Annotated in this window: 7 protein-coding genes; 2 read left to right on the top strand and 5 right to left on the bottom strand. The window is 58.7% G+C overall.

The window, feature by feature from the left end; translation table 11 throughout:
- Positions 1–157: 157 nt before the first annotated feature.
- The 4 genes from VL15_RS34360 to VL15_RS42285 all read right to left on the bottom strand — a co-directional run bounded on the left by VL15_RS34360 (position 158) and on the right by VL15_RS42285 (position 5,580).
- Positions 158–589 carry a DUF1090 family protein gene (locus tag VL15_RS34360; protein WP_048251264.1) on the bottom strand — a complete coding sequence of 144 codons (432 nt, stop codon included), beginning with the start codon at positions 587–589 and terminating at the stop codon, positions 158–160.
- 1,098 nt (positions 590–1,687) lie between these two features.
- Positions 1,688–4,609 (bottom strand): autotransporter outer membrane beta-barrel domain-containing protein, encoded by a 2,922-nt coding sequence (locus tag VL15_RS34355; protein WP_230684581.1) that lies wholly within the window; start codon positions 4,607–4,609, stop codon positions 1,688–1,690.
- On the bottom strand, positions 4,594–4,986 hold the full coding sequence (locus VL15_RS42920) for a hypothetical protein (protein ID WP_196319661.1): 393 nt from the start codon (positions 4,984–4,986) through the stop codon (positions 4,594–4,596). The genes VL15_RS34355 and VL15_RS42920 overlap by 16 nt, the downstream gene beginning before the upstream one ends.
- A gap of 345 nt (positions 4,987–5,331) precedes the next feature.
- Positions 5,332–5,580 carry a hypothetical protein gene (locus VL15_RS42285; RefSeq protein ID WP_230684580.1) on the bottom strand — a complete coding sequence of 83 codons (249 nt, stop codon included), beginning with the start codon at positions 5,578–5,580 and terminating at the stop codon, positions 5,332–5,334.
- Between the two features lie 1,699 nt (positions 5,581–7,279).
- Between VL15_RS42285 and VL15_RS34350 the strand changes: the two genes are divergently transcribed.
- Both VL15_RS34350 and VL15_RS42280 read left to right on the top strand, forming a co-directional pair.
- Positions 7,280–10,336: an ATP-binding protein gene (locus VL15_RS34350; protein WP_048251246.1), complete on the top strand. Its 3,057-nt coding sequence runs from the start codon at positions 7,280–7,282 to the stop codon at positions 10,334–10,336.
- Between the two features lie 363 nt (positions 10,337–10,699).
- The gene (locus VL15_RS42280) at positions 10,700–10,957 is read left to right on the top strand and encodes a hypothetical protein (protein ID WP_155420349.1); all 258 of its coding nucleotides are present in this window, start codon (positions 10,700–10,702) and stop codon (positions 10,955–10,957) included.
- Positions 10,958–11,582: 625 nt separating this feature from the next.
- On the opposite strand, the gene VL15_RS41080 is transcribed toward VL15_RS42280, so the two are convergent.
- The gene (locus VL15_RS41080; RefSeq protein ID WP_080971045.1) at positions 11,583–12,776 is read right to left on the bottom strand and encodes an AAA family ATPase; all 1,194 of its coding nucleotides are present in this window, start codon (positions 12,774–12,776) and stop codon (positions 11,583–11,585) included.
- Positions 12,777–13,370 lie beyond the last annotated feature (594 nt).

The following is a 13,370-nucleotide window of genomic DNA, read 5'->3' as shown; positions in this document are numbered from 1 at the left end:
TGTCGAATGAGTCTTGTACTTGTGCGCTCGTGAGGTTCTAAGAGCGCGAAGTGCAGATGACACCTGGCGTGATGCCACAGACGATGCGCGGGCCGGCCGCGCATTGGCCGGCACTGTTGCTCTGGGTACGGGCTTCCCCGACGGGGACCGTATCGTATCAGCGCTTCAGCGTTTCGACGTAGGTTTCTACTTCGCGCATGTCGCTTGTCTTGTCACGCAGCTTATCCTGCTTCTCGACGAGTTTCCTCCGATTCTTCTCGATCTCATTCGTATCCGCTGACGATTGGGCTTCACGTAAGCGCTCCTCTGCTTGATGGACGTCATCCTGTGCGCTGCGCACGCTACGTCGCTTGTCCGCGAGCTTGCGCTCGATACTGGAAAATTGGCCAGTGCTTGTGCAACTCGCTTTGATATGTGCGAGTGCGGCCTGCTTGCCGATCACCTGATGCGTATTACCGTATCGCTTCGCATTGTCTATCTGCGCCTGAATCGCCCGGATTCGTTCGGCGCAGTTCAGACTACCAGCGATCGCTTGCGACCCGATGGGTAGGATGAAAGGAACGACGGCGGCAATCAGGATCTTCTTCATCGTCAGCAATTTCGCGGATATGTCAATTAAGATGGGCAAGTGTGCGTATTGCCACTTGTACCCCGGATCGGGAACTTCGACGGGACGGCAGGGCAACCGACCGATTTGTTGACCGCCATTTGAACAACAACTTTCGTGGCGGTAAATATGACTTGTATGAAACTGTATTCGCGGGTATTGCTCGCGCACGGAGGACACCGCGCGAAACCTCAAGTGCATCGGCCCCCTTTTCTATCGCCAGGGATGACAATGGCCGGCGCTGCGAGCCTCACCGAGTTCAATAGTGGGCGTCGGCGCCGCTTGACAAGCCTCGAATCCGCGTTCCGGCACTCCTGATATCTATCGGTGAGATATGACGCTTGAGCGCTTTCGGGGGAACTGTGCACGGCCGCCAGACATGTGACACCCGGGCCGATAGATGTAAGACGTGTTGTGAGTGTGGTATTTAAACTCAAACGAGCAACGTGGCAGCAATTTAACGCCACATTGCCGATTCCTCCTTGCGGACACGGACGAACTTAGAAGTTGTTCGACCTGTGCTAATCACCGCCCCCGGTTTCGCACGCTGTGGTATTTGCCCATGAAACCGTCTTGCCGGATCGCCCGCCTGGCCACGGTTACACAACTCGGCGACGCTTAGGGCTTCGCCTTGATGACCGCGAGATCCGCTTGTGAGACTGGTTCAACGACATCGCAGCGAAGCTCCACCGATAGCCAACGAGTGTCTTGATCCGGAGGACGGGAAGATTAGCTGGCCCACAACAACCTCGGCTGCGGCTCGCATCCTCTGTATGTGGTCGCTCGCGCCTTCGGTCGGCGCAGATTTTCCAGCCCGAGCCGCCGCCACACTGATCACGCGCGATCTCAGCAATGGACTTTCCAGCCTCGATGTCCGCTTGCACACGCAGCGGTAGAACACCGAACGCGAAGTAGCTCTCCACGTGTGCGCCTATCTCGGCAAAATTTTCATGGGGAGGATGCCCGGTACAGGTACGCGGAAGAAAAGTGACCCTTGATCACTGGAATTTGGCGATCAGCGACCAGTTGGCGCCACGCGGCCTCCATCTTCCGGAACAAATCCGCGGCGTCCGCGCGCCTTCACCACCGGTACTTAGCTGCGAGCTGCCCCTTCACGGCCGCGTAGCCGCCGAAGTCCGTATCGACACCGATGCTCGACGATACGCTCATGCGCTTCGACAGCTGCCCTGTCGCGCCGGCCGTGAGCCCGGCGCGATCGCGGGGCACGGCGTAGTCGAACGTGTTGCCATCGATCGTCAGCGAGCGCGAACCAGGGCCGTGCCACCAGTTCGCTTCGACGAACGGCCGCAGTTCGCGTCCCGCCGGCATCGCCGTCGCGCCATGTACGCGCACGCCGAGCCGCGTCAGCATGTTGTTTGCGTGTTGCGTCCCGATGTGCCCGGATGGTGCGTTGTGCGCCGATGCACGGTAATGCGAATAGACGAGCTGCGCCTGCGGCTCGACGAAGAAGCGCGATGGGCCATGCTCGTAGAACAGCAGGGAATAGCCTGCTTCGACCGAACCCGTTACCGTGCTCGACCGATACGAATCGCCGATGAGGCTGCCGCCGATCGTGTTCTGGTATGCGCCGTAGAGCCACCACGTGTCGACATGCAGCCCCGACATGATGTCCCGATTGCCGTACCACGTACCGTACAAGCCAATGTTGTAGCCGTCGACGCTGCCGCGTGCGGTTGCCGGCGCTTCGCGTTGCTCGGCGGCGTTCCACAGCGTGCGCGTTGACCAGCTCGTGAAACTGCCGTACATCCCCATCGCACCGAGCCGGAAGCTGCCACCGCGACTGTCGTCGAAGCGCAGCAGGTCGGCGCCCGCGTGCACGACCCGGCCGTTGCCGCGCACGCTGCGCCCGCCGCCGGAATGTGACGCGAATTCCCCTTCCGCGCGCATCCAGACAGCGCCGTCGAGCTGGCCTGAGCCAGGGCCGTCACTGCGCAGAGAGAGATTCTCGCGCTGGCGCAGCGTGTGGATCGCCAACGTCGCCGCTGCGTCGGCATTCGCGAGATAGGCGTCTGGTTCGGGCGCGACCGCGGCGGGGTGAGCGGGATCGACGGTTTCCGGATGGAGGCCCGAGTTGTCTTCGCCTGGATCGGGTGCAGGCGGCGGCTCGACAGATTTCGCCGCGGACACCAGATACCAGTCTTCGGCATGGCCGCCGTTGCCGCCGCGCGCGAGCATGTAGTCGTAGCCGCCCGCGGACAGCGTGCCGAAGCCCTTCCGGTAGCCGTCCGACCCGGCATCGAGCGTGAATGCGGTCGCGTCGGTCGTGCCGCCGTTGCGGGTCTCGACCAACGGGATGCCGACCCTCGTCTGCGCGCCGTCACCACCGGTGCGCCGTACAACGATGGCTGTATCGCCTGATGCACGGCCGCCGTCGATCACGAGCCGGTCGGACGGCGACGCGTCGTCGCCGAGCACGGTGTTGACGACGATGCGGCCATGACGTGCCGCGTAGTCGCCTGCCACGACGAGCAAACGGAATGCGTTCGGCGCCGGCGGTGCGAAACTGATGGCCGAGTCGCTCAGCGACAGCGGGCCGATCGTCGAATCGCCAGTCATGTGCCAGTTGCTGCCGCCGTCGAGCGACAGCGTGCGCACCGCGTCGCTTGCGCCGCGCCACGTCGAGCCGTTCGATAGCGTGACGTTCGTCACTGAGGGCGACACCCGACCATCGTCGTTCAGCAGGTTCACGATATCGCCGGCGACATGCGCGTTGCCGTCGAGCGACAGGCGGACGGGTCCGCCAGCTACGGCATCAACCGCCAATAGCATGCCGTTGCCGCCCGTTACGCGCGCGCCGTTCTTTAGTGCGATCGTTGCGTCGGCCGCCGCGATGGCGCCGTGGCGCTCGCTCGCGAGCGAGCCGCCGTCGACGGAGAACGAACCGCCAGTGACGATGGCTCCCCACGCGCCGTCGCCCGCGGCGCGCGCGTCCGTGTTGTGCAATTCGACGCGCGCGCGCGTGCCCGCATAGACGACCGGGGCGCCGGCGCCATGCGTCGTGAGCGTGCCGCCGCTCAGCGACGCGAGCGAATTTGCGCCGGAGGCAAACAACCCGTACGAGCGCTCGCCGAAGGTTTCGATGCTGCCGCCCGATAGCGTGACCTGGCCGCCGAGTCGGGCCACCGCACCGATCGAGCGGTTGCCGGTTGTTACGACGTCAGTATCAGTCGCCCGCACCGTCGGCGTTGCCGCATACTCCATCGACGCGTACAGTCCGTGCGCGCTCACGCCTTGCGTCAGTACACGCGTGTGCGCGAGTTCGATATTGGCCGCGCGGGTGTCCACGCCGAGAGACAGGTTGCCGTTGGTCCGCAAATGCGAGTCTCGTATCGTAGCCGTCGACTGCCCCGGCATGAAGACGGCCGATGCGAAGTCGGCCGTTGTGCCGAGATCCACGCGCTCGAGCGTCACGCCGATGTCGTCATAGCTGAGAAACACGCCGTTTGCGAAGTCGCCAGTGGTGCGGATATGTGCATCCGTCACGTTGATCGACGATCCCGGCGCAAAGTTGATCATGATGCCGGCCGCTTCGCGTCCGCGCGTTTGGATTGTGCCGCCGGCGAAGTCGATCCGGCCTGGCGTGCTACCGTCCGGGCGGCCATTGTCGATATAGAGACCATGTCCGCTGGCACCTTCGGTGTTGATCGTGACGTCGCGCGCCGTTACCGTGCCGCCGAACTGAGCCTGAAAGCCAGTACCGCCCGTGTTCGTTATCCGAATTTCCGCGCCGCCGAGCGAGATGCGTGAGCCGACCCCTGTTGCATAGGCACCGGCGGCGCCGGCCCCCGCCGAGGCCAGTTGTACCTTGCCGGCCGTGGTCAGTATGCCGCCGTTGGCCGCGTACAGCACATGCTGGCTTGACATCGTCGTTGCGTAGTCGCCCGGCGCGACCTCGAGCGCGATTCCGTCCGCGCGTTGTGCGCCTCCGGCCGTGGCCTCAGCGAGCGGCAGCACGGCGCCGGCGATTAGCGCGGAACGCACGAGCCGCCTTGCGCCGGACGCAGGTAGCCCGCCGGCGCGTTGATGCCTGTATCGCATTGTTGCCTCTTCTGGGTTTCGTGTGAATTGAGGAAAGTAGCGAAGGGTGGGGATAAATGAAATTGGACGTGTACGAATTTTCGTTCGAAGCGACGCGCCACAAGGGCAATCGACGATATGTCGGAACCGAAAAATAGCGGCCCTGTAGCCGTCGCTGGCGCCCGCTTTGCGCCGTCGATTCTTGATGCAATCTTTCGTAGTCCTATCCGTATGGGAAGGCTCAAGTAGATGCGGCGAAGAATCGAAAAATTCTGGACGGGGTTGCCGACGCGAACCCAGCACTGGTTTTCACCGAAGGGCATCTCCAGCACCCAGTGCATGCTGTCTTCGATACGCCAGCACGCCAGCACGCCAGCACGCCAGCACGCCCGCGCGGCCTGCGCGGCCTGCGCAATTCGAACTTCGTCGGGAGGCAGGCTGTGACGCGTAGTAACTCCGCTCGGTCATCTAGTAGTCACCGATTTCCCGAGTGGCTCCGACCACCACGATCGAACTTGACTCCCTGGGCCATAAGTTCGGATCGGGATCCCTGCACACCGGGACACCACTGGCGGTACACAGGTACGTCTCGATACGTCCTTGATCCTTGTCAATTCCGTGATGCCCGACGGTATGGCACGCAGGTGCATAGCGGATCCGCCCCAGCAACGTCGAATGATTGTCCGTTACCGCCAACGTAGCCCCGCTTGCTTTGACGTTGCTCCTGGAAATTTGGCACTGGCATCCCATCCATCGAACTTGACGATCACGCCCTTGAGCAGCAGCACCTCGAGCCGCGCCGAGATGGCTGTGATTTCGGGGCTCTTGTCAATGCTCCACACTTGCCCCTGCGGTACCCATTTGGCCTGCCCTTGCCGACGCCAGGTCGATGCCACGCCGGTTTGCGCTGCGTGAGCCTCGCCCGGCCCTGCCATGGATCGTCACCTCTTCGTCGCCCAGTGCAGGACAGAGTCCGGGCGTTCAGCGAATGAAACAAGCTTCGACCCCGGCGGATCGAGCGCCGCGAAACGCGACTGAGCGTATCGTGCGACGGTATTCCGCACTCCAGCGACCCGTACCGGCACAATCAACCGTGCTTCGATTCGCCCCAGATCTGGATCGCAACCCGGCTATCCGTCCCCGACAGAAATCGCATCCAGCGAGACAAAATGGATCTCTCAAAAATCATGCGGGGACGGGGGGCTACGCAAATCCGGAAAACTGTCGATTGGTTCTTTGATAGTCAATACCATCCTGCTGCAAGATGGGCTGTCGAACGGGCTCTTCTCTACGGCGCATCAGTCACTACATCGTGCTTTGGGCTGGCTTTTTAGCAAGCATAAGCCGTCCATAACGATCTATAAATTTCGTGCGATTGCCATGTTTGCTCGTACTTAAAGTCCAAAATTTCGAATTTGTCCAATGGTGCTGGGACACTAACAATTCTAAGATCGGGTCTCTGCTGAGCGTCAACCTTGCATCGGTCCATCACTCCAGCGTCGAGCGCAGCCCGTAACATGCTAAGTGTGCTCGATGGACTACAGCCATTTTGTGAAGGGAGGCTGCGATAGAGGGACACGGATTGTCGAGAGGCGATTCGGACAGTAGATCTAAGCCGGATCTGTGTGAGCACGTCGTACCTGATTGCAATCGCCGTAGAGCAGAATTCCAGATCCGCAAGATCTAGTCGCAGACCAGGATTGCTGTCGAGATCATCTCGATTCGTCGAATTTTTGTTGTATCACGTTTTCGGAGCGAACATTGTGAGAGTGTTTGATGCCTTTGGAAGTCGGCGCTACCCTCGACGATAGTCTGATCATTGGAAGTGACGGTTTCGGTAACCGTGGCGAACTCTCCGAAATCAAGTCGACTGTGGCGCTGACGTGGGCAAGCAAGCTGCCTTTGGAGGCACGGCTTGTAACGGAATTGATGTCAGTAGCGACAAAATCTGAAAAGTCACTTGGTGATTCGGTAAGAGAAAGTAGTAGGACGGGCTCGACTCACGTCGCGTTGTATCAGCTCAGGAGGAGATAGTTCTGTGCGCCAAAAAGTGAAGATACTGAATTTACTGTTGGAGTTCGCGTTACTTCCTGAGAAATCGAGAAGGACGTTTCTTATAGAAGTTATCGAATATTTAATGATGTCGCACGCACAGCGGCGACATGCTATCCACGAGTGGGAAGAAGGAGTCAGAGTCTGTGGTCGGTCTGAGAGTCAGCACTCACGTTGACAACCTAAGTTTGAGCATGTTGAAAGGAACCGGGCGAAGAAGTATCTATCGTTGGTATGTGACGATGAGCGTGCGAGGTTAGCTAAGCCACTTGCATGCTCTGGATCGGCACTGGCTCCGCCGTCGACCAATCGGCATACCGGTATCTCCCATTCAGCTGGTGTCAACATAGTTCAGATAACAGCGGAGAAGAACACCAGGGCCAGTGACGATAAAGCATAGGTCAAGTTCGAAATTACGGTCTCGGAGGACTTGACGTGTATGAAATGCTTCGCCGACCCCATACGGCGGGCGAAATGTTTGGCATATTAGCAACCACGTCTTTCAACAGGTCGACAATACGACGGACGCAATGTCAGCTCACCATTGCTTCACCGCGCTCGCGGGTTCCGCCATGACGCACCATGCCAAACAGTACTCTCCAAACATTACGCCGCTACCAGAGCATTTCAGTGTTCGGTGGCGGAATCATTGTCACAATATTGATTCTGCTTGCCAGCGGACTCGGCATGACGTGGATCGTCTACACCTATGCAGAAGGAGAGCGGCGTACCTATCTCAACGGGCTGGAGCAGACAATGAACGCAATCCAGGTGAGCGAGACGTCGTTCCGTAACAGCGTCTCGAACGTGCAGCTCATCTGGCGGGAGGTTGGCAATGCGCCGGCGTCCATGCTCGGCGATTTCTTCAGAAGCGGTCAGCAGTTTGCGACCAAGCCCTATTCGTCGCTCGTACTCGGCGTGCCGGAGCAAACCACCAATCGTGTCGAAGTCGCGCGATATCTGTCGATGTCGGCGCTGTTAGCTCGCATTTGCGCGGCCAGTTCGATCAATCGAGGGCACACGCTGGAGGGTTATCACTACAGCACACGCACGGGTGCCTTCGCGCTGGTACCGAACCGGCAGCACGATTATCCGGCCCTGGATTCACCGGAAGGTCGTGCTCGCGTGTTCGATGCGTTACGCATCCAATTCGGTGAGCCATCTCGGAGTGCCGATGAGGCGCGGCCGCAGGTGCGTTGGCTGCCGCCCTTCATCGACCCCGTGACGGGGCAGTCGAGGATCAGGATCGCGGCCGAGGCGCATGATCATGGCAAGCCATTTGCGGTACTGGTAACCGAATATTCCCCAGAATATCTGTTGTCCTGGCTCGACAATTACCGCCGCGCAGGCGTCTTCTATATTACGACGAGCGACGGTGGAGTGGTATCGATGGACCCGAGAGTCGTGGGCTCGAACGAGCGTGTGCAGTACCTGCTGCAACTGAATCGGATGCAGGACGACACGTCGCCGGGCGCTCCCATGCTCAGCGGCGGGTTCTTGCTGTTTCGCGATCATCTAGGTTCGACCGGCTGGTCGCTCACGTACGCACTGTCATGGGGCGATATCGTGCGCGGCGTGGCGTGGCCCGCCGGAACGGTCGCGGCGGCAACACTGGCGGCGCTCGCGGTCATGTGGACGTTGCTGTTGCGCTTTCACAGGCGCGAGTTCGTGCCGCTATATGTACGATCGCAGCGCGTATTCGATAGCGAAGCGCTGTGTCGAAGCGTCATCGAGATGGCGCCGATCGGGCTTGGTCTAATCGCGCGCGACGACGAGCACTTCATGCTCGCGAGCCCTGCCCTAAAAGAAATGGTCGAACGGATTGGAGGTGAATATCACGTGCTGTCGAGCCAGGTGGTCGGTGCCTGGCAGGTAGGCGATGCGGATTGCGAGGTGCTCGCCGGCGACATCCTGTTGCCCGGTGTGGAAGCGGCAAATCCTCACATCGAGTTCATGGTGTGTGGTGGACGCTATCAGGGAAGGGATGTGTTGATCACCGTGTTTGCCGACGTGACTGCAAAGCGGCAGCTGTTTCAGAAACTTGAAGAAGCCGTTCGCGCAGCCGATTCCGCAAATGCCGCGAAATCGTCGTTCCTCGCTGCGATGAGTCACGAGATCCGCACGCCGCTGAATGTTGTCCTCGGAAACCTGGAACTTCTCGAGCGTTCGGCACTCGACGCATCCCAGCATGGTCGTATACGTGCGCTGCGTACGTCGGCAACGAACCTGCTCGCTATCGTCAGCGACATATTGGATTTCTCGAAGATCGAAGCCGGCTCGATGTCGGTCGAATCAATCGAATTCGATGTGATCGCAATGATCGAGCGTGAGCTAGACGCGTTTTCGCTTGTCGCGAAGGAAAAGGGGGTGCAGTTGTTTTGTGAGATCAACGCATCTGTTGCCCAGCGAATGCGTGGCGATCCGACCCGTCTAGCGCAGATATTTGGCAACTTGCTGAGCAACGCGATCAAGTTTACTTCCGCGGGCAGTATTACATCGCGAGTCAGCGTGGCCGTCGACGGCCGCGATGCATCGGAAATTGTGTTCGAGGTTGAGGATACAGGCATCGGAATAGCCGCGGAGCATTTGGTCAAGTTGTTTAGGCCATTCTCACAAGTTGACATGTCGATCACGCGGCGATTCGGTGGCACGGGACTTGGACTCGCGTTGTGTGACCGGCTTGTCACGGCGATGGGCGGACGAATCTCGGTTGAGAGCGAGCCGGGCGTCGGAAGCTGCTTCACGGTGCGGCTTCCGCTTGGAGTAGACGTTTCCAAATTCGACGCGCGACGTGCGACGAACGGTCGGACCCTGACCCTCGTTGCCACTCATCCTGAGTGGCGAGATTTTGTATTGCCGCATTTGAAGTCATGGGGCTTCGACGTCCGCATCCAGGACGGGCCGCTAGATGTGCAGCACCACGGCATCGATCGGCTTGGCACGGTAATACTGGTTGGCGATCCCGATATGTGGCCGCATGTGGATCTCGACGGTGTGTACAGCTGGACCATCCTGGCGACGCGCGATGGCCCGCTCGAGCCGTATTACACGGGGAACGTAGTTCGCGTGTCATGTTATTCACTCTGTGGCTTGTACTTGACCCTGATGCAAAGCGATCATGGGGGCCCTGAGGTGGGGAGGGACTTCCCAATGGAAAGTCCCTCTCGGAGGCTCGAAGCCTCCGCGCATTATGCGATTGGCGGGTCATTGCGGGTGCTCGTGGCGGACGATCGGGTCCTCCACGGCTCTCTGCTGAGCGAGCAATTTCAGGCGCTTGGTTGCACAGGGTTCGAAGTCGACTCGGCGCAGGCTGCACTCGATTCGCTGGCCACCGGCACTTGGGACGTGCTGATGATCGGTGCCGACCTTCCCGACATGTCGGCGCTCGCGCTTGCCGAGACCGTTCGCGATCGCGAGTTCGCCTGTGACGTGCTGGTCGTGACGTCACATATGTTGCCGGACGAGAAGCGCCGCTACGTGCAAGCTGGCGTGCACCGTGTTTTGACGAAGCCCGTGACACTCGCGCATCTGCACGTCGCGCTTGCGAAGCGGCGCTGGAACACAGGGAGTCATCGTTTGCGTGGGGCCAACCTGCCGCCAGAACGAGTTGACTCCGAAAAGGTGTCCCGCAACAAATAATCACAAACGTGTCATAACGGAACGCAGGTTAGAGATCGAGTTGGGGGAAGATCAATGCAGGATTCGCATCATCGACGCCGCCCAGAATTTTGCGATCCTGCGCCGCGTTTGCCTGAACCAGCTCCAAGCGGATACGACTACGGAGGCCGGAATCAAGAATCGACGACGCCCGTGCAGCTGTTCTCCGTCTGCGACATTTTGTGCGATAGTTCTGCTGAATTGCGTGCTTCGTGGTCGAAATCGAACTTGTCCAATTGCGCTTGATTCGTTGGTTCGTTACATTGCAATGGTGCTGCAGCCGACATACAGTCGGTATCTGAGTTGATAATTTCAGCACACGTCGTTAATAGAGGATTGCATAACATGCGTGAATTGAATGTTTCTGAAGCAAGGCAGATTTCTGGCGCCGGGCTGGTGATCGCCGGAGGTATCTCCGGCAACGCTGGTACGTCAGGGAATAATGGTGTCGGCGTTGCCATCGGTGTCGGCAAGGGCGCCAACGTGACGATCAATGGTCGCCCCGTTTCGCCCACGAGCTCGAGCAATAACGGTGCTGGGGTGGTCGTTGGACGTTCGTGGTTCGACGCCTCGAAGTTCACCAGCTCGTTTTTCAAGTTCTAACTCGGGGGCGTTGAACCCAGGATTCAAATAGATCGATAGATGTATATTGAGGGCGGCGATTCGCTGCCCTTTTTTTTGAAAACGCAATGCCGGGGCGTTCTGGCGAAACGCTATTACTGTTGTACCTGACTGATACGGAGATGTTTGAGGCTCCGTTTTAAAGACGAGAGCCTCTGGCCGGAATGAGGCAGGGATCCTGGACGCGTGCACGACAGAACGCCAATCAGTGGTCTACAAGGAGCGTGCACCGAACTATCGTTCGCCGGCAGAACTTGCGGCGGAACAGCGGACAACAGCGGTTGCTCCTGTCGCTTTCCAGGAACTGGTTTAAAGGGACTGTGCTAGAAGCCCATTGGCCCTACTGATGGGGCAGGTGACCACGAACTCGACAAGTGGAGCGCACACTGGCTGTGTGCGATGCAACTCACGCACTGACGCCGTACCGTGCTCTGGTTATTGCAGTACCGTGACAAGTTTGCCACCGGCAGCCGTACGAGCACGCCCCAATTCAAGCAGCAGAAGCAATCCGAGAATCGGAACCTGTCTGCATCCTTGCGTCTCGACAGGGATGCTCAGATCGTCCGCCATTGCGAAGTGGGTCGTTACCTCTTCCATGACTGAGCGGCTATCCGTGACGCGTGAACCCGATTGGTTGTCGCTTAGTAGGGGGGGGTAGCACCGGCATGGCAATGCCTTTTCCCGTCGCTAGCGCAATCGCGAATGCATCGATCACAATGCGATGAAGTTGGCGTAGATCGAGGTCGGTGCGCTCCGCAAGGCCCGTTGCGCCATCTTCTTCGAGTTGTATATGCTTCCCTGTCGATCTTCGCAAGTGCTGGATCTTCGCAAGAATGATCTGCATTCGCTGTTCCGGATCAGGTGTTGGGATATCGAACACCTCGGCACGACTTAGAAGAGGGGGCGGTACCCTATCAAGATCATTCGCCGTGAGTACAATGATCATTCGGCTTGCATCAAATTCCATGCGAAGGAACGCGTCGTGGAACGCTCTAGCCGTATCTGCCTCAAGGAGGTCAAGCAATACAGGAACGACAGGGTAGTTGCTACCGCTTCCGATCTTGTCTACTTCGTCGAGTATCAGAACCGGAGCTGCCGAATCTCCTTTGGCAAGGACTTCGAATATTGCCCCGGGCCGAGCTTGGCGCCATCCACTGTCCCCGCCCACGAGTTGGAAGCTCGCCTGTGCGCTTCCAGCGGACCACTTTCGCATTGGCACCGCGAGCGCCTCGGCGAGCTTGGACGCGAGATGCGTTTTACCAACGCCGGGTTCGCCCATGAGCAGAATGGGGCGAATGCGAAACTCTTTGCTACGCATGGCACTTGCAAGCATGAGATCGACCATCAGTTTTCCAATGGGCTCACTCAGGTTTGTGAAGCTTTTGCGTGCAACATCAAGTCTCTTCAGTGCCTTCTGAATATCGGGAAGCTTTCGACAGCCTTCGTTGCTGCCGGCCTTCTCAAGCAGCGGTCGTGCGTACTGCTGTTGACTCGCGTCGGTGCCGTCCAGAGCAGCGTTTGCTTGCTCAAGTGCATCTGGCGAGAATATATGGACATGCCGTGCCCTGGGTCGACGTGAAGGCTTGTTTGCTATCGACTTTGCCGCGAGCTTCAATTCGGAGCCCACCGGCGACTGCGTTGGCTCAGAGGCCGTTCGCTGAGTCTTTCGGATCGTAGCAAGCTCGTCGTGCGTGCTCAGTGGAACGAGTAGCCGCCACGAATCGCGACACTGGATGGTTGATAGATCACCAAGTGGGGCAAATCCTGCTGGACATTCGGCATGTTGTTTCGAGACCGACATGACGGATTCTCCAAATGCGACGTAGCGGCCTGGTAGCCGCGACATCCAAACCGCCTAGGTCGCGATTTGGTTTGATGCTGAGAACTCAGCAGTCAGTTCGCATCGAATTTCGCACGAGGCGTGCGAATGCAAGGCTGCCGATCCCGAACGATCGGATCAGTTCATGCCAGTAACGAATACTGATGGCAGCCATGGGGAAGGTCACTTGGTGTTGACGGGTAGCTTCCGTGCCATTCAACGATACCGCATCTAGCCCAAAGGCGGCTAGACCGATTTGCAGAAAATTGCCTTTCGCGAAGCACTGGCCATGGCCTGTGAACCCAAAAGCAATGGTTACGGGCGATCACGCAGCTGTTGTATGACTTAACGGACGTGGAAAGTTGACGCCACTCCACCTGGCAAGGTCGCGGGTCAATCGTACCCCAAAAAGCCGCGCTTTCAAGAAATTGGCTCGGCGTGGAGTTGAGTGCCATGCCATGTTCGACGCGTCGGTATCTACGGTTTCTGATGAAAAGTGCAGGTAAATATATCTTTTCAACATTTATAAAGGCGAGTGGATTTCGGTGGATAAAAAAACAGATATTTTTTTGAATT

Source organism: Burkholderia cepacia (assembly GCF_001039005.1).
In the GTDB taxonomy this organism is placed as follows: Bacteria; Pseudomonadota; Gammaproteobacteria; order Burkholderiales; family Burkholderiaceae; genus Burkholderia; species Burkholderia theae.
The sequence above is the reverse complement of the archived record's forward strand: the minus strand, read 5'-3'. Positions and strand labels throughout refer to the sequence as shown.

What these genes read in the sequence shown, in the direction of transcription:
- VL15_RS34360 (WP_048251264.1), bottom strand. Translation starts at nt 589, where the DNA reads ATGAAGAAGATCCTGATTGCCGCCGTCGTTCCTTTCATCCTACCCATC.
- VL15_RS42920 (WP_196319661.1), bottom strand. Translation starts at nt 4,986, where the DNA reads ATGCACTGGGTGCTGGAGATGCCCTTCGGTGAAAACCAGTGCTGGGTT.
- VL15_RS42285 (WP_230684580.1), bottom strand. Translation starts at nt 5,580, where the DNA reads ATGGCAGGGCCGGGCGAGGCTCACGCAGCGCAAACCGGCGTGGCATCG.
- VL15_RS34350 (WP_048251246.1), top strand. Translation starts at nt 7,280, where the DNA reads ATGCCAAACAGTACTCTCCAAACATTACGCCGCTACCAGAGCATTTCA.
- VL15_RS42280 (WP_155420349.1), top strand. Translation starts at nt 10,700, where the DNA reads ATGCGTGAATTGAATGTTTCTGAAGCAAGGCAGATTTCTGGCGCCGGG.
- VL15_RS41080 (WP_080971045.1), bottom strand. Translation starts at nt 12,776, where the DNA reads ATGTCGGTCTCGAAACAACATGCCGAATGTCCAGCAGGATTTGCCCCA.